Here is a 17,023-nt window from a genome sequence, read left to right as displayed (position 1 = left end):
AGGTCCGCCTTACGCGGCGAGATCCCGCTCGTCCGCCTCGGTGCTCTCCCTGCGGGCCCCCGGGATCACGGCGTCGCGCCCGTCGGCACCGTCTCGCCCCCGCGCGCGCACCAGCCACCCCACCCGGGGCGACCGCTCGACGGCGCGGGTCAGCGGCGTCAGCAGCGCCATGGCGACCGGCGACAGCAGCAGCGCGACCGCCGTACCGAGGGCGAAGCCTCCGATGACGTCCGTCGGGTAGTGCACACCCATGTAGACCCGGATGAAGCCGCCGAACACCGCCAGCACGATCGCGCCGAGCCCGAACTTCCGGTTGGCGACGAACAGCGCGACGGCGAGCGCCATGCACAGAGTGGCGTGATCGCTGACGAACGAGAAGTCGTCCTTGCCGGCGACCAACACCTCCAGCCCGTCATGGGTCTTGAACGGCCGCGGCCGTTCCACGAAACCCCGTATCGGGACGTTGACCAGCACCGCGACACCGGCCGCGAGCGGCGCCCACACGAGCGCGGCCACCGAGGACGCCGCGTCCTCACCGCCCCGCCGCCGCACGCCCCACCAGCACCACAGCACCAGCAGCACGATCGCGAACAGCAGTCCGTACTCACCGACGAACTCCATGACCCGGTCGAACCAGTGCGGTGCGTCCTTGGCCAGGCCGTTGATGTCGTAGAGCAGCTCGACGTCGGGGTTCGACCCGGATTCGGCGAGTCCAGCCATGGTGCAGCGGCCCCTTCGTCATGTCCTGCGGCGCACCGTACGCACGCCTTTTCTCTGCCACCCCCGTGGTCAGTAGATCCGCCGGCTCCTCTTGTCCCGCACACCTACACGACAACAGGAACGCACGGCCCCCGTTGATACGTTCCACCTTCCACTGAATGATCACGCAGACGTTATCGAAGAGAGACACGTCGTCGCAGCTCAGGGCATGGGTTCACGCTGTGTCCAAACCATGGCATTCACACCGTGGTGGGCAATGCTTTCGCGCCATCTTCCGTCACCCGGGTCGCCCCGAAGTAATCCGGGGTGTCGATCGGATCGAACCGGATCACGGCCCCCGGCCGCGGCGCGTCGATCATGTATCCGCCACCGACGTAGATCCCCACATGCCGAATGGCCCGCGAATTGGTGAGATCGTCCGAGAAGAACACGAGGTCACCCGGCAGCAGTTCGTCCCGCCCCGGATGCGGCCCCGCGTTGTACTGGTCGTTGGCCACTCGCGGCAGCGTGATCCCCACACTCTCGTACGCGGCCTTGGTCAGCCCCGAACAGTCGAACCGCCCACCCTGGTCGGCGGTCCCGTTACCGCCCCACAGATAGAGCGTCCCGAGCTTCTCCTGCGCGTAGGCGATGGCCCCGGCGGCCTGCTCGGAGGGTTCGACCCTGGTCTCCGGCGCGGCGAAGCTCTTCTCCAGGCTCCGGATGACCTTGACGTAGTTCCGGGTCTCCTTGTACGGCGGCACGCCCTGGTACTGGATCACCGCACCGGCCCCCGCGTTGTAGGAGGCCAGCATGTTCTCGGTCGGGTTGCCGGGGACGTCCTTCACGTACGAGGCGAGGGTGCAGTCGTACGACGCCGCCGACGGGATGGCGTCCGCCGGGTCCCAGACGTCCCGGTCCCCGTCACCGTCCCCGTCGATCCCGTGCGTGGCCCAGGTCCCCGGGATGAACTGCGCTATCCCTTGCGCGGCCGCGTGGCTCTGGGCCTTCGGGTTGAAGCCGCTCTCCTGGTAGAGCTGGGCGGCGAGCAGCGCGGGGTTGATGTCCGGGCAGAGATTGCCCCACTTCTGCACGAGCGCCTGGTACGCCGCGGGAACGGACCCCTTCGCGAGCCTCTTCGACCCGCCCCCGACACCGTTGGCCAGGTTCCCGGCGACCACGTAGACGCCCACGACGAGCAGCATCACGAAGCCCATCCCGAGGGCAACCGCGACGCCGGCCCCGACCCACAACTTCCGCATGGCCCAACCTTCCCCCATCCTCGGGCCGTTCAATAACACTTTCCAGCCATGTCGCGCCTCTCTTCGGGACGACTCCGGCACTCGGCCCACAGCAGCTTCCCGCCCTTCGACGCGCCCAGCTCGCGCAGCACGGACACGCCCACGGCGTCCGCACAGGCCCGCACCAGCTGAAGCCCCCGTCCGCTCTCGGCGTCCGCCGGGGCCGCGGCGCCGGGCGGCTCCTCGTCCCGGAAGCCGGGCGGCACCCTCCAGTCGGTGTCCCACACACCGACCCGGAGCCGCCCCGGCTCGCGCGACAGGATGCGGAGGGAGTAGGGGCCGGTGGTGTGCAGGTGGGCGTTGGCGAGGAGTTCGGCGGCCAGCAGCTCGGCGGTGGGCGTGAGCTCGCCGAGTCCGTGCGCGGCGAGGGTGGCACGGAGGGTTGTGCGGGCGATCCCCGGTGCGCGTGGATCGTGCGGGAGGTGGAGGGTGTAACCCCAGGACGGGTCTACGGTGGCCATGGAAGTCTCCGATCAGTGCGGGAAGTTGGTTGACGGACGGGTGCCCAGTGGCCTGCCGGTCCGTCGACCGGTGCGCTTCTGGGCGGGGCGCCACCAGTAAGCTAGGCATAGTTCTTATACGGCGCTAGAAAAGAACTTAGATGACACTCGTGTGAGTGACAGAGAGGCAAGAGTGGCGTGAGAAGCAACCCGACGGGCCGTCAACTCCGTTTGGGTGCCGAGCTGCGCAAACTGCGCGAGCGAGCCGGGCTGACCTCCACACAGGCCAGCCGCCTCCTCGGCGTACAGCAGAACCAGATCAGCAACGTGGAAGCCGCACGGGCGGGAGTGAGCCCCGAGCGGGTCCGCGCACTCGCGTGCCACTACGACTGCGGCGACGAAGCCCTCGTCGACGCGCTCAGCGACATGGCGACCGAGCGGACGCGAGGATGGTGGGAGGAGTACCGGGAGCTCCTGCCTGCCGCACTGCTGGATCTGGCCGAGGTGGAGCACCACGCCGAGCGCCTGCGCGCAGCCGTCACGCTGCACATCCCCGGCCTCCTGCAAACGACGGACTACGCCCGCGAGGTCTTCCGCCAGGACGTGCCGGCGATGGCGCCCCCTGACGTCGAGCACCGGGTCTCCTTCCGCATCAAGCGTCAGGCGGTCATCTTCCGGACCTCCCCGACACCACATCAGGCGACCATCCACGAAGCGGCACTGCGCATGCGCCTCGGCGGCGCCGACGTCACGCGCTCGCAGCTACGCCACCTGCTCGACATGAGCGAACGCGACCACATCACCCTGCGCGTCCTGACGTTCGACGCCGGAATGCTTCCGGGCTCGGGACAGTCCTTCTACTACTCCTCCGGCCCCGTTCCGCAGCTCGACACCGTCCACCTCGACCAGTCCCATGGCCCGGTCTTCCTCGACGCCGGGGCCCAGCTCGACAAGTACCGGGTTCTCCTGGACCGAATCGACGCCAGCGCTCTGCCGCCCGACAGGTCACGGGATCTCATCCACAAGATCGCGGAAGAACTGTGAGGAAGGTCGACATGAAGCAACTCGCCTGGCAAAGGTCCTCCTACTGCGCACAGGGCGACTCCTGCGTCCACGTCGCCACGACACCCGGCGCCGTCCATCTCACCGAGAGCAGCGACCCCACCGACTCCATACTCACCCTCCCCCCGGCCGCCTTCGGCGCCCTGCTCACGGCCCTGAAGGCGAACACCCACCCCGCGCCCGTCCAGGTCACTTTCACTCCCGCGAATGACGCGGGCGCCCCCGTCCGCGTCCAGGGCCCCGGCGCCCACGGCCCCGCCGTCACGACGGACCGTCAGAAGTGGGACGCCTTCGTGCTCGGCGTGAAGGCCGGCGAGTTCGATCACTTCGCGGGTGCCTAGAAGGGCCCAACGACACAACCACGCGACAGGTTGCGCACCAGCATCATTGCTAGGCGTAACATGGCGTGATACACAGAGTGACCATACGACTCATCGCATACCGGTCCGCACGACCCCCCTAGGGGCCGACGCGGGCCGGTGGCAAGCTATCCGTACGAAACCTGCCAATCAATGACGCCAAGTCGACATACGACGGCGGATTTGTCGGCGACAATGAGGCCTGACCTCTGCACGTCCGCAGAGGGCGCGGAACTACCCAACAGGGGCGGTGACTTACATGCTCTTTGCGGCCGACGAGGGAGACATCAACACCATCATCGGGGGGATCGCTCCCGACTGGGGCCCCTTCGGTGCGCTGGGGGCCGAGGCGAAGACGATGGTCCAGGTCGTCATGGCCGTAGCCATCCTGCTCTGCCTCGGCATCGCCATCTGGGGCGCCGCCAAGCAGCGCATCGGCGCCACGGCCCTGCGGGACACCTTCAGCGCGGAGCAGGGCAAGGGCCTCATCATCGCCGGACTGACGGGCGTGTTCATCATCGGCTCCCTCGGCACGCTCTTCACCATCGTGTACGGGATGGCCGTATAGCCACGCGCACGTCCGTTCCTCACCCTCCACCCCACCCGCCCGTCGTGCCAACCGGCTGAGGTTGCGTTTCCCTGATGTCGAGTCACCACACCGCGCCCGCGCGGGAACCAGCACGGCTACCGTCGTACTTCTACGGCAGGCACGAGGTCGAGGGGGCGTACGCGGCATGAGTCTCGGAGACGACCAGCAGTCCTCCGGCGGCTACGGCGGCAGGAGCGGGACGCGGATGCGGCTGCCCGAGGACGAGGGCGGGCACCGGCGCGGCGGCCGTTCGTCGTCCAGAAGCCTGGTCACCGTGGTCGGCGTCGTCGTCCTCCTCATCGCCGCGATCGCCTTCGCGAACCGTGGAGGAGGGGACTCCGGTTCCTCCGATGCGGCCGCGGACAAGCCGAAGACGTCATCGACGGCCCCGACAGGCACCACGCCGGTCCAGTCGGGCTTCGCCCATGACGAGCAGGGGGCGCAGAGCGCTGCCGCGAACTATGCGGTGGCTTTGGGGTCAGCCGACATGTTCGACAAGGCCAAGCGGTCCTCCATCCTCCAGGCGATCATCGTTCCCTCCAGCGCGGCAGACTTCGAGGCCACCCTGGACAAGGCTTATAGCCCTCAGTTCAACAAGGCTGTCGGCCTGAACGAGGACGGCTCGACTCCGAAGGGCTACACCTTCGTGAGCCGTACCAGCCCGATCGGTACCAAGGTCACCGAGAGCTCGGCCGACAACGCCACGGTCGAAGTCTGGTGCAGTGGGCTGCTCGGGCTCGCAGGTAAGAACTCCACAACCCCGGTCACGAGTAGCTGGTTCACCATCACCATGAAGCTCGAATGGGTGGACGGTGACTGGAAGATCGTGACGCACTCCCAGAAGGATGGCCCGGCACCGATCCCCGGCGACAACAAGGCCTCCAGCGCGGACGAGATGGCGAAGGCAGTCCAGGAGTATGGAGGGTTCAGCTATGCCCGCTAACCGCCGCGTCGTCAGGTTGACCGGTGTCCTCGCGGCCGTGCAGGTGGCGGCCGTCCTCTGCACCACGCGTGCTTTCGCTGCCCCCACGCCCACGCCCACGCCGAGCGACGACCCCTGCGACCTCATTCACGGCCCCGCCAAGGACTACTGCGAAGACGGCAACTCCGGCTCAGGAGGCGGCGGCGGAGCCGACACCCCGGAGATCTCCTCCACCCTCGACCCGCTCTCCTCCCTCGCCAAGGGCTGCGCCGACGCCGCCGCGTGGACCGTCGACAAGCTCAGCGCCGCCGTCGAGGACACCGCGAACGTCGACTTCACGAACCCGCAGTTCCTCCAGCAGTACGCCGTCGTCTTCGCGGCGTCGACCGTGCTCACGCTGATCCTCTGGCTCCTCGCGGTAGCGAAGCGCGCCGTGCGCGGCGTCCCGCTCGGTACCGCCCTCTCCGAGGCCATCGGGTTCCTCTGGCTCACCGTCCTGGCATCGGCCTTCACGCCGCTGATCCTCTACACGGTCGTCTCCGCGACCGACGCCGTCACGGACGTACTCGCCAAGGCCACCGGCGACCAGACGAACACGTTCTTCGGCACGTTCTCCGGCGCCCTGGAGAAGGGCGAGGACATCGGCGGCGGCCCGATCATGCTGATCGTCGTCTCCCTGGTGTCGATCCTCGCCGCCGGCGTCCTCTGGCTGGAGCTGGTCATCCGCGCCGCGCTGCTCTACGTCGGCGCCCTGCTCGGCACCGTCGTCTACGCCGGCCTGGTCGACAAGAACCTGTGGGGTCACGTCCGCCGCTGGGCCGGGATCATGATCGCGGTCATTCTGGTGAAGCCCGTCATCGTCATCGTGCTCGGGCTCGCCGGGGCCCTGTCGGCCGACGAGGGGCCGGACGCCTTCTCCGCCGTCGTCTCCGGGCTCGCGATCATCCTGCTCGCCATCTTCGCGTCCGCGATGATCTACCGCTTCGTCCCCGGCTTCGGCGACGAGATCGCGAGCGGCCGCAACAACCGGATCATGCAGGGCGCCGAGGGCAAGGCCGCCGCCGTGATCAGCTCCCCGGCCAACCTGGTCGCCCAGGGCATCAGAACCCACAGCTCCCGCCACAACGGCGACGGCGGAGGCGGCGGCCAGGGCAGCAGCGGTTCCTCCTCCGCGTCCCGCCCCTCGAACCCCGCCTCCGGCGGAGTCGCCGCGCACAGCTCGCGCCCCTCGAACGGCGGCGGCGGAACTGTCCCCTCCGCCGCGCCCGCACCGCGCTCCGGCAGCCCGGTGAACACCCCGCACGCCAGCAACAACCGCAACAGCAAAAACAGCACAGGAGGTGACGGGCGTTGACGACCGAGTCCCACGTGTCCCATCCGGTCACGCCCCGCCGTACGTATCTCATCGGCCGCGCCCGGCCGAACGCGATCGTCGGCCGCAACCGCGAGACCGGTGAGATCGCGCTGATCGTCGTCGGCGCGTTCCTCGGCATGATGTGCGGGCTCCTCGTCCCCGTCCTGACCCTGCGCATCGTGCTGCTCGTCGGCTTCCCGCTGCTCGCGCTCGCCGCCGTCTACGTGCCGTACAAGCACCGGACGTTCTACCGGTGGTTCGAGATCAACCGCAGCTACAAGCGGACGCTCCGCAACGGCACCACGTACCGCTCCGGCGCCATCGAGGCCGGCACCCGGCTCGACGGCCGGGAGGTCGAGGTCGGCCCGCCGCCCGGCATCGGCCGCATCACCTGGCTGGCCGCACCCTTCGGGCCGGACGAGATCGCCGTACTGCTGCACGCCGACCGCAAGACGGTGACGGCCGCCATCGAGATCGAGGGCCCCGGCGTCGGCCTGCGCGACTCCGAGGACCAGGAAGCCCTCGTCGACCGCTTCGGCACCCTGCTCAAGCACGTGGCCAACGGCGACGGTTTCGTCACCCGCATCCAGATGCTCGCCCGCACCCTCCCGGCCGACCCCGACGCGCACGCCAAGGACGTCGCCCAGCGCGGCGACGAGAAGGCGCTGCCGTGGCTGCGACAGTCGTACGACCAGCTCCAGTCGATGGTGTCGACCAGCAGCGAGCAGCACCGCGCCTACCTCGTCGCCTGCATGCACTACACCCGCGAGCTGGCGGCCGAGGCCAACGCCATGGCCCGCGCCGCCCGCCCGCAGAACGGCCGCAAGTTGGACCGGGACGCGGGCCTCGCGGTGGTCATGGCGCGCGAGCTGACCGACATCTGCTCGCGCCTCCAGGAGGCCGACATCCGCGTACGCCAGCCGCTGGGCCAGGGGCGGCTCGCCTCGCTCGTCCACGCCATGTACGACCCGGACCACCCGATCGACCACATCCAGGCGATGACCCAGCGCAACGCCTGGCCGGCCGAGCTGGACGCCATGGAGCCCACCTACCTCCAGGCGAAGACCCGCGAGTCCTCCACCCGCGCCCCCTGGTGCCACGCCACCGCCTGGGTCAAGGAGTGGCCGATGACCCCGGTGGGCGTCAACTTCCTGGCGCCCCTCCTGGTCCACACCCCGGACGTCATCCGCACGGTCGCCGTCACGATGGATCTCGAACCCACCGAGATCGCCATCGAGCGCATGCTGACCGAGAAGACCAACGACGAGGCCGAGGCCTCCCGCGCCGCCAAGATGAACCGCACCGTCGACCCGCGCGACATCGCCGCCCACGGCCGCCTGGACCAGCGGGGCGAGGACCTCGCCAGCGGCGCGGCCGGCGTCAACCTGGTCGGCTACATCACCGTCTCCTCCCGTTCCCCCGAGGCGCTGGCCCGCGACAAGCGGACGATAAGGGCCTCGGCCGGAAAGTCGTACCTGAAACTGGAGTGGTGCGACCGTGAGCACCACCGCGCCTTCGTGAACACACTTCCGTTCGCCACCGGCATCCGAAGGTAGGGGCTGACCCTGATGCGGGACCCGCTGACCGTTCTCACCGACGCCTTCACCTCCTTCCTCTTCGGGAAGGTGGAGACCACCCGCCTCCCCGTCCGCACCTCCACGGGCCAGGCGCAGGCCGTCTACCTCCCCACCGCCGCGCCCGGCCTCGGCGACTCCGGCGTGATCATCGGCCGCGAGGTCTACTCCGGCAAGGGCTACATCTACGACCCCTTCATGCTCTACGGCCAGCAGCTCCCCGCCCCGCACTGGCTGGTGCTCGGGGAGTCCGGCAACGGCAAGTCGGCGCTGGAGAAGACGTACGTCCTGCGCCAGCTCCGCTTCCGCGACCGCCAGGTCGTCGTGCTGGACGCCCAGGGCGAGGACGGCGTCGGCGAGTGGAACCTCATCGCCGAGGAGCTGGGCATAACTCCCATCCGCCTCGACCCGATGGCCGCCCTCGACCACGGCATCCGGCTCAACCCGCTCGACCCGGCGATCACGACGACGGGCCAGCTCGCGCTGCTCCGCACGATCATCGAGGTCGCGATGGGCCACGGCCTGGACGAGCGCTCCGGCTTCGCGCTCAAGGTCGCGCACGCCTACGTCAACGAGACCATCGTCGAACGCCAGCCGGTCCTCACCGACATCGTCGAGCAGCTCCGCCACCCCGAGCCGGAGTCGGCCGAGGCGATGAACGTCGCCATAGACGACGTACGGGCGTGGGGCCTGGACGTGGCGCTCGTCCTCGACCGCCTCGTCGACGGAGACCTGCGCGGCATGTTCGACGGCCCGACGACGGTCGGCATCGACCTGGACGCCCCGCTGATCGTCTTCGACCTCTCCCACATCGACCGCAACTCCATCGCCATGCCGATCCTGATGGCGATCGTGGGCGTGTGGCTGGAACACACCTGGATCCGCCCCGACCGGAAGAAGCGCATCTTCCTGGTCGAGGAGGCCTGGCACATCATCAACAGCCCGTTCGTGGCGCAGCTGTTCCAGCGGCTGCTGAAGTTCGGGCGACGGCTGGGCCTGTCGTTCGTGGCGGTGGTGCACCATTTGTCGGACGTCGTGGACGGGGCGGCGGCGAGGGAGGCCGCGGCGATCCTGAAGATGGCCTCCACCCGCACCATCTACGCCCAGAAGGCCGACGAGGCCCGGGCCACCGGACGCGTCCTGGGCCTGCCGCGCTGGGCCGTGGAGATCATCCCGACCCTCACGCCCGGCATCGCGGTCTGGGATGTCAACGGCAACGTCCAGGTGGTCAAACACCTGATCACCGAGACCGAACGCCCGCTGGTCTTCACCGACCGGGCGATGACCGAGTCCTCCTCGGACTTCGGCGACGACGCCCTGCGCGCCGCCGAACTGGAGGCGGAGGAACGGGCGGCGGCGTTCGTGGAACAGCACATCGGCGACTCGTCCGAATCGACGGTGGCCTAGGCGAGGGGGAGGCACGGGGCAGATGAGACCGGACGACCGGCGGCGGGAGGGTCAGGGCGGCGGCATCCCGGACGGGCTGCTGATCGGCATACTCGCCTTCCTTCTCGGCATGACCCTGCTGGTGTGGACGGCGACCGGTCTCGCCGCCCTGTTCGCCCACGGCTCCTGGCCCGCCGGCGTGACCTTCACCGGCACGCCCGTGGCCATGCGTCACCTGGTCGCCGAACCCCACGACCTCCCCGGCGCCTGGCCGGACACCCCCGCCTCCGAACTCTCCGGGTGGGGACTGTTCTGGGGTCTGTTCATCGGCCAGCTGATGGTGCTGGTCGTGCTGACCGTGTTCGTGATGGGCACGGTGGCGCGGTGGCGTGCGGTACGGCAGCGGCGGCGGGCTGCGGCGAGGGCGACGGCCGTACAGGAGCCGGAGCAGGTGCACGAGGTCCCGACCCCGAGGAGCCCGCAGCCACCAGAACAGCCGGAACCGGCATTGGCACCGGCACCGGCACCGGCGGAGGAATCCCTCATCTCTGTGGCCGACAGTAGACGGGTGGGTGGATGGGAAACCCCCCGCGCCGAAGGCGCCGTCCACTACGGCCCCCCGACCACCCGCGCCGAAACCGCCGCCAACGCCCTGCGCGAAGCAGAAGGCGCCGCCCTCGTCATCACCTCGAACCCGGGCCTCTGGTCGGACACCAAGGACGCCCGCGCCAAACTGGGCCCCTGTCACCTCTACGACCCCGGCCACCTCTGCGACACCCCGGCCCGCCTCCACTGGTCCCCCACCACCGGCTGCGAGGACAGACAGACGGCCACGGTCCGGGCGGCCGCGCTCCTCGCGCCGGTCCGCCCCACGGCCCGGCTCGACCAGGCCCTCGGCGACACCGCCGAACTGCTCCTGCGCAGCTACCTCCACGCCGCCGCCGTCGACGGCCGCACCGTCCGCCACGTCCACCGCTGGTCCCAGGGCCTGCAGATCCAGGACGCCGTACGCATCCTCCGTACCAACCCCAAGGCCGCAGCCGGTGCCGCGGGCGAACTCGAAGGCGCTCTCACCGCCCACCCCGACCGCCGGGACATGGCCCAGCAGCTGACCAGCCGGGCCCTGGCCGCCCTCTCGACGGTCAACATCCGCGAGGCCTGCACTCCCAACCGAACTGATGCCCTCGCCTTGGATTCCTTCGTGCACGAACAGGGAACCCTTTACGTGGTGGGTAAATCCATCGAGGACCCTCGGACGAGCCCCGGCGCGATGCCGCTGCTGACGGCGCTCGTCTCAAGCGTGGTCGAGAGCGGCCGGCGCATGGCCGAACGGTCATCCTCCGGTCGCCTCGACCCACCACTCACCCTGGTCCTGGACGACGTGGCGGCCGTCGCGCCGCTCCCCCAGCTCCCGGAGCTGCTCACCAGCGGAGCGGAACTCGGCCTGCCGACCCTGGCCCTCCTCCGCTCCCGCGAACAGGGCCGTGCCCGCTGGCCCCACGACGAACTCCCGGTCTGAGCCCGCGCTCACGCGGCCGCGTCAGCGCTCGACCACGAACTCCAGCTCCCTCTCCCCCGGCTCCCCGCCCACCAGCGGCACCGTCCGCCCGCTCGGCGCGAACCCGGCCTTCCGGTAGGCGGCCTGCGCCCGCCCGTTGTCCGGGTGGACGATGAGCCGCACCCGCTCCAGACCGCTCGCCCAGGCCCATTCCAGCCCGGCGGCGAAGAGCGCCTTGGTGAGCCCGCTCCCCCGCCACTCGGGCCGTACGAACACCCCGACCACGTGCCCCTGCCGCCGCTCCACGGGCAACCCGGCCCAGTCGTTCGTCCCGGCCTCCTCGACCAGCACGGTCAGCGTGCCGAGCCATGCACCTCCCGGCCCCTCGGCGACGATCTGCCGCGCCCCGGACCCGCTCTCGGCCGCCTTCGCCGCCCGCTCCCGCCAGTACGAGTCCGGCCGGCCCGCGGCGTCCTCGTACGTCTCCAGGTACGCGAGGTGCGCCAGCGGGTCCCGCAGCGCACGCAGCCGCAGTTCCTTCACGGCGGGCCACTCGTCGGCGCGTATGGAGCGGATCACGTAGTCACCGGGGACCGAGGCACTCATGCGGGCCACCGTAATACCCCGGTACTACGCCCCTCACCTCATATACGGCCCCGAGGCGGACGCCCACCGGCCCCGGAAGCCCGACGATGGTCCGATGGAGCCCGTGACCGAGGAAAGAGCCGCCGACCCCCTCACCGAGCACGTCCAACGCGTCGTCCGCCGGGTACGGGCCTTCGACCGGCGCCGACCGCTCGTCTGGGACCTGCACCTCACCGCCTTCTGGGTCACGGCCGGCCTCATCGACTACACCGGCGGCGGCTGGCGCAACATCGCCCACAACCTGGACGTCCCCGGCTGGCTGCTGCTCGCCATGACCCTGGGCTTCACGGTCCCTCTCCTGTGGCGCCGCAGCCACCCGGGGGCGGTGCTGCTCGCGATGGCCCCGGTCGCCGTCGTCAACGCCTGGACCGGCGCCATCCTCCAGGCGGCCATGCTCCAGCTCCTCGTCGTCTTCCACATCGCCCTGCGCCGGCCCCTGCGCTCCCTGTGCTGGGCGACTCCCCTGGTGCTCACACAGGTCCTCGTCTCCGGCCTCCGGCACGGGGACAGCGCCGGCTCCTGGAACCAGCAGTTCGGCTCCCAGCTCCTCTCCATCGGCGTGGCGACCCTCATCGGCGTCACGGTCCGCACCCGCCGGAACTACACCGCCGCCCTCGAGGACCGCGCCCAGCGCCTGGAGGTCGAACGCGACCAGCAGGCCCAGCTCGCCGCCGCCGCGGAACGCGCCCGCATCGCCCGCGAGATGCACGACATCATCGGCCACAACCTCTCCGTCATCACCGGCCTCGCGGACGGCGGCCGGTACGCCGCCACCAAGTCCCCGGAGCGCGCCGCGCAGGCCCTCGACGCGATCGGCAACACCAGCCGCCAGGCCATGGGCGAACTCCGTCGTCTGCTCGACGTCCTGCGCGACGACGAGCAGAGCCGCCAGGAACCGGCCGAGCTGGCTCCCCAGCCCTCCCTCACCGACCTCGCCCCGCTCATCGACGGCGTCCGCCGGGCCGGTCTCCCCGTCCGCACCACCGTGGACGGCCGGCCCGCCCTCCCCGCAGGCCGCCAGCTCGCCGTCTACCGCGTGATCCAGGAGGCCCTGACCAACACCCTCAAACACGCGGGCCCCGACGCCACCGCCGACATCGACCTCTCCTACGGCGACGGCGGCGCCGTCACCCTCACGATCACGGACACGGGCCGCGCCGCCCCCGCCGCCACGACCGACGGCCGGGGACTTCCCGGGATGCGGGAGCGGACCGCCCTGTACGGCGGCACACTTGAGGCCGGCCCGCGTCCCCGCCCCGAGCAGGGCTGGCGCGTCCATCTACACCTCCCGGAGGAGTCCCCGCAGTGACCACCGTCCTCATCGCCGACGACCAGCCTCTCCAGCGGTTCGGTTTCCGGATGCTGCTGGAGAGCCAGGACGACATGACGGTCGTCGGGGAGGCGGCCAACGGCGCGGAAGCCGCCCGCATGGCGGCCGAACTCCACCCCGACGTCGTCCTCATGGACGTCCGTATGCCCGGCCTGGACGGAATCGAGGCCACCCGCCGCATCGTCGCCTCCGGAGGCCGCACCCGGATCCTCATCCTCACGACCTTCGATCTCGACGAGTACGCCTACGCCGGTCTGCGCGCCGGCGCCTCCGGCTTCCTCGTCAAGGACGCCCAGCCCGAAGAACTGCTCTCCGGCATCCGGGCCGTGGCCTCCGGCGACGCCGTGGTGGCCCCGAGCCTCACCCGCCGCCTGCTCGACGCCTACGTCCACCATCTGCCGGCTCCTGCTGCGGATACGCCGGACTCCCCCGATGCACGCCTGGCCGCCCTCACCGACCGGGAGAGCGAGATCCTGCGCGTCCTGGGCCTCGGCTGGACCAACACGGAGATAGCGGAGCGCCTGCACCTGGCCGAGTCGACGGTGAAGACGCACGTGGGCCGCATCCTCGCCAAGACCGGCTCACGCGACCGCGTCCAAGCGGTCATCCTGGCGTACGACACGAAACTCGTGAAACCGTCCTGAAAACCCCAGAAATGCAGAAAGCCCCGCACCGTTCCCGGTGCGGGGCTTTCTCGCAACAATTGTTCGGCGGCGTCCTACTCTCCCACAGGGTCCCCCCTGCAGTACCATCGGCGCTGTAAGGCTTAGCTTCCGGGTTCGGAATGTAACCGGGCGTTTCCCCTACGCTATGACCACCGAAACACTATGAAACTCTCAACCGCACCACGCCTGTGACGAGCGTGGGGTTGTTCGTGGTTTCAGAACCAACACAGTGGACGCGAGCAACTGAGGACAAGCCCTCGGCCTATTAGTACCAGTCAACTCCACACCTTACGGCGCTTCCATATCTGGCCTATCAACCCAGTCGTCTACTGGGAGCCTTACCCCATCAAGTGGGTGGGAGTCCTCATCTCGAAGCAGGCTTCCCGCTTAGATGCTTTCAGCGGTTATCCCTCCCGAACGTAGCCAACCAGCCATGCCCTTGGCAGAACAACTGGCACACCAGAGGTTCGTCCGTCCCGGTCCTCTCGTACTAGGGACAGCCCTTCTCAAGACTCCTACGCGCACAGCGGATAGGGACCGAACTGTCTCACGACGTTCTAAACCCAGCTCGCGTACCGCTTTAATGGGCGAACAGCCCAACCCTTGGGACCGACTCCAGCCCCAGGATGCGACGAGCCGACATCGAGGTGCCAAACCATCCCGTCGATATGGACTCTTGGGGAAGATCAGCCTGTTATCCCCGGGGTACCTTTTATCCGTTGAGCGACGGCGCTTCCACAAGCCACCGCCGGATCACTAGTCCCGACTTTCGTCCCTGCTCGACCCGTCGGTCTCACAGTCAAGCTCCCTTGTGCACTTACACTCAACACCTGATTGCCAACCAGGCTGAGGGAACCTTTGGGCGCCTCCGTTACTCGTTAGGAGGCAACCGCCCCAGTTAAACTACCCATCAGACACTGTCCCTGATCCGGATCACGGACCCAGGTTAGACATCCAGCACGACCAGACTGGTATTTCAACGACGACTCCACCCACACTGGCGTGCGAGCTTCAAAGTCTCCCAGCTATCCTACACAAGCCGAACCGAACACCAATATCAAACTGTAGTAAAGGTCCCGGGGTCTTTCCGTCCTGCTGCGCGAAACGAGCATCTTTACTCGTAGTGCAATTTCACCGGGCCTAGGGTTGAGACAGTCGAGAAGTCGTTACGCCATTCGTGCAGGTCGGAACTTACCCGACAAGGAATTTCGCTACCTTAGTCTGGTTATAGTTACCACCCCCGTGTACTGGCGCTTAAGTTATCATCTTCGCCAGGACGAATCCCAGCGAACCGCTCCCCGTAAAGATCCAGCACCGGGCCGGCGTCAGTCCGGATACCTCGCCATAAGGCTTAGCACGGACCGGTTTTGTTAGTTCTCAGTCGCTTCTCGCAGGTCTCTGCGGCCACCCCCAGCTCAGACCGTAAAGATCATCACCAGGTGTGGCCCCCCTTCTCCCGAAGTTACGGGGGCATTTTGCCGAGTTCCTTAACCATAGTTCACCCGAACGCCTCGGTATTCTCTACCTGACCACCTGAGTCGGTTTAGGGTACGGGCCGCCATGAAACTCGCTAGAGGCTTTTCTCTCAATTCTTCCTTTGACTCTCTTCCGCTCCCTTTTTTGTTGCTATGCACACACACAAGGCATTCTCTCCCCTCCTATCTCTTTCCTTCTTCCCGCCCTACAAGACTGATATGTGCAGTATCTCATACTATTCTTTCGGGTTAACTATTTCAACTCCTCGTCAAACCAATTCCCTCCACCTATCTAATGCTTTTCCACGCTGTTTCTGTTTACCCTTAGCTTTTGGGGTTGTTCTCCTCGACCCGGGTAGCCGCTGCGTTATAACCAACCCCTGCCTTTAAGCGGTTACTTTCTTAAGTGAGACGTCTTGCGGTTGAACGTTAGGGGCCCTGATTTGATCGCTGCTAAGCTAGAGAATAACGCGCAGACACGGCTGGTTTAACACAACATCAAGGTAGCGAAATCTGCGGTAAGTCGACCCTGCACGCGGGCGTAAAAGGACACTCGCGGACTACAGTGTGTCAACACCGCCGTATGTGCCCCCTCGGGAAAATCCAAGAGTACAATATGCTGTGCTCAGCAGGCGGCCAGACCCGGGCCTACAAGTGAATGGGTTCCGGTCGGGCGGTGTCGGAAGAGGGGAGACCTTTGAAGCTCGCACGCAGGGGTGGAGTCGTCGTTGAAATACCAGTCTGGTCGTGCTGGATGTCTAACCTGGGTCCGTGATCCGGATCAGGGACAGTGTCTGATGGGTAGTGTAACTGGGGCGGTTGCCTCCTAAAGAGTAACGGAGGCGCCCAAAGGTTCCCTCAGCCTGGTTGGCAATCAGGTGTTGAGTGTAAGTGCACAAGGGAGCTTGACTGTGAGACCGACGGGTCGAGCAGGGACGAAAGTCGGGACTAGTGATCCGGCGGTGGCTTGTGGAAGCGCCGTCGCTCAACGGATAAAAGGTACCCCGGGGATAACAGGCTGATCTTCACCAAGAGTCCATCTCGACGGGAGGGTTTGGCACCTCGATGTCGGCTCGTCGCATCCTGGGGCTGGAGTCGGTCCCAAGGGTTGGGCTGTTCGCCCATTAAAGCGGTACGCGAGCTGGGTTTAGAACGTCGTGAGACAGTTCGGTCCATATCCGCTGTGCGCGTAGGAGTCTTGAGAAGGGCTGTCCCTAGTACGAGAGGACCGGGACGGACGAACCTCTGGTGTGCCAGTTGTTCTGCCAAGGGCATGGCTGGTTGGCTACGTTCGGGAGGGATAACCGCTGAAAGCATCTAAGCGGGAAGCCTGCTTCGAGATGAGGACTCCCACCCACTTGATGGGGTAAGGCTCCCAGTAGACGACTGGGTTGATAGGCCAGATATGGAAGCGCCGTAAGGTGTGGAGTTGACTGGTACTAATAGGCCGAGGGCTTGTCCTCAGTTGCTCGCGTCCACTGTGTTGGTTCTGAAACCACGAACAACCCCACGCTCGTCACAGGCGTGGTGCGGTTGAGAGTTTCATAGTGTTTCGGTGGTCATAGCGTAGGGGAAACGCCCGGTTACATTCCGAACCCGGAAGCTAAGCCTTACAGCGCCGATGGTACTGCAGGGGGGACCCTGTGGGAGAGTAGGACGCCGCCGAACAATTATTGCGAGAAAGCCCCGCACCGGGAACGGTGCGGGGCTTTCTGCATTTCAGG

Annotated in this window: 14 protein-coding genes, 2 rRNA genes and 3 other annotated features; of the genes, 11 read left to right on the top strand and 5 right to left on the bottom strand. The window is 67.5% G+C overall.

Annotated elements, in window-relative coordinates:
- Window positions 1–9: 9 nt before the first annotated feature.
- From M6G08_RS06220 to M6G08_RS06210, 3 genes are all read right to left on the bottom strand, one after another.
- Window positions 10–720, bottom strand: a complete 711-nt coding sequence (locus M6G08_RS06220; RefSeq protein WP_272586188.1) for a phosphatase PAP2 family protein — start codon at window positions 718–720, stop codon at window positions 10–12.
- Between the two features lie 239 nt (window positions 721–959).
- A complete protein-coding gene (locus M6G08_RS06215) occupies window positions 960–1,979 on the bottom strand; it encodes a C40 family peptidase (protein WP_272586187.1) in 1,020 nt (339 codons plus the stop codon).
- An 11-nt stretch (window positions 1,980–1,990) separates the two neighbouring features.
- A complete protein-coding gene (locus M6G08_RS06210) occupies window positions 1,991–2,461 on the bottom strand; it encodes an ATP-binding protein (RefSeq protein WP_272586186.1) in 471 nt (156 codons plus the stop codon).
- A 177-nt stretch (window positions 2,462–2,638) separates the two neighbouring features.
- On the opposite strand from M6G08_RS06210, the gene M6G08_RS06205 reads away from it, so the two are divergent.
- The 8 genes from M6G08_RS06205 (at window position 2,639) to M6G08_RS06170 (ending at window position 11,205) form a co-directional block, all read left to right on the top strand.
- Window positions 2,639–3,484: a helix-turn-helix domain-containing protein gene (locus M6G08_RS06205; RefSeq protein WP_272586185.1), complete on the top strand. Its 846-nt coding sequence runs from the start codon at window positions 2,639–2,641 to the stop codon at window positions 3,482–3,484.
- A gap of 11 nt (window positions 3,485–3,495) precedes the next feature.
- A complete protein-coding gene (locus tag M6G08_RS06200; protein WP_272586184.1) occupies window positions 3,496–3,843 on the top strand; it encodes a DUF397 domain-containing protein in 348 nt (115 codons plus the stop codon).
- A 277-nt stretch (window positions 3,844–4,120) separates the two neighbouring features.
- On the top strand, window positions 4,121–4,429 hold the full coding sequence (locus M6G08_RS06195) for a DUF8827 family protein (protein ID WP_019326783.1): 309 nt from the start codon (window positions 4,121–4,123) through the stop codon (window positions 4,427–4,429).
- A gap of 166 nt (window positions 4,430–4,595) precedes the next feature.
- Window positions 4,596–5,393 (top strand): DUF8175 domain-containg protein, encoded by a 798-nt coding sequence (locus M6G08_RS06190; protein WP_272586183.1) that lies wholly within the window; start codon window positions 4,596–4,598, stop codon window positions 5,391–5,393.
- Complete coding sequence (locus tag M6G08_RS06185) at window positions 5,383–6,726, top strand: hypothetical protein (RefSeq protein WP_272586182.1); 1,344 nt, start codon at window positions 5,383–5,385, stop codon at window positions 6,724–6,726. The genes M6G08_RS06190 and M6G08_RS06185 overlap by 11 nt, the downstream gene beginning before the upstream one ends.
- The gene (locus M6G08_RS06180; RefSeq protein WP_272586181.1) at window positions 6,723–8,282 is read left to right on the top strand and encodes an SCO6880 family protein; all 1,560 of its coding nucleotides are present in this window, start codon (window positions 6,723–6,725) and stop codon (window positions 8,280–8,282) included. The genes M6G08_RS06185 and M6G08_RS06180 overlap by 4 nt, the downstream gene beginning before the upstream one ends.
- 12 nt (window positions 8,283–8,294) lie before the next feature.
- Window positions 8,295–9,707 (top strand): ATP-binding protein, encoded by a 1,413-nt coding sequence (locus M6G08_RS06175; RefSeq protein ID WP_272586180.1) that lies wholly within the window; start codon window positions 8,295–8,297, stop codon window positions 9,705–9,707.
- 22 nt (window positions 9,708–9,729) lie between these two features.
- A complete protein-coding gene (locus M6G08_RS06170) occupies window positions 9,730–11,205 on the top strand; it encodes a type IV secretory system conjugative DNA transfer family protein (RefSeq protein WP_272586179.1) in 1,476 nt (491 codons plus the stop codon).
- A 21-nt stretch (window positions 11,206–11,226) separates the two neighbouring features.
- Here the strand turns inward: M6G08_RS06170 and M6G08_RS06165 are convergent, their stop codons facing one another.
- The gene (locus M6G08_RS06165) at window positions 11,227–11,790 is read right to left on the bottom strand and encodes a GNAT family N-acetyltransferase (RefSeq protein WP_272586178.1); all 564 of its coding nucleotides are present in this window, start codon (window positions 11,788–11,790) and stop codon (window positions 11,227–11,229) included.
- 94 nt (window positions 11,791–11,884) lie between these two features.
- Between M6G08_RS06165 and M6G08_RS06160 the strand changes: the two genes are divergently transcribed.
- Together M6G08_RS06160 and M6G08_RS06155 are read left to right on the top strand one after the other, a co-directional pair.
- Window positions 11,885–13,138, top strand: a complete 1,254-nt coding sequence (locus M6G08_RS06160; protein ID WP_272586177.1) for a sensor histidine kinase — start codon at window positions 11,885–11,887, stop codon at window positions 13,136–13,138.
- Window positions 13,135–13,803: a response regulator gene (locus M6G08_RS06155; RefSeq protein ID WP_272586176.1), complete on the top strand. Its 669-nt coding sequence runs from the start codon at window positions 13,135–13,137 to the stop codon at window positions 13,801–13,803. The genes M6G08_RS06160 and M6G08_RS06155 overlap by 4 nt, the downstream gene beginning before the upstream one ends.
- A 61-nt stretch (window positions 13,804–13,864) precedes the next feature.
- Here the strand turns inward: M6G08_RS06155 and rrf (M6G08_RS06150) are convergent.
- Window positions 13,865–13,981, bottom strand: a 5S ribosomal RNA gene (rrf, locus tag M6G08_RS06150).
- A gap of 100 nt (window positions 13,982–14,081) precedes the next feature.
- Window positions 14,082–14,949: a sequence feature (23S ribosomal RNA rRNA prediction is too short), on the bottom strand.
- Between the two features lie 4 nt (window positions 14,950–14,953).
- Window positions 14,954–15,669: a sequence feature (23S ribosomal RNA rRNA prediction is too short), on the bottom strand.
- A gap of 176 nt (window positions 15,670–15,845) precedes the next feature.
- Window positions 15,846–16,763 (top strand) — a sequence feature (23S ribosomal RNA rRNA prediction is too short).
- An 87-nt stretch (window positions 16,764–16,850) separates the two neighbouring features.
- Between rrf (M6G08_RS06150) and rrf (M6G08_RS06145) the strand changes: the two genes are divergently transcribed.
- A 5S ribosomal RNA gene (gene rrf, locus M6G08_RS06145) occupies window positions 16,851–16,967 on the top strand.
- The last annotated feature ends 56 nt before the right edge of the window (window positions 16,968–17,023 follow it).

This window comes from Streptomyces sp. M92, assembly GCF_028473745.1.
Taxonomy (GTDB): Bacteria; Actinomycetota; Actinomycetes; order Streptomycetales; family Streptomycetaceae; genus Streptomyces.
The sequence above is the reverse complement of the archived record's forward strand: the minus strand, read 5'-3'. Positions and strand labels throughout refer to the sequence as shown.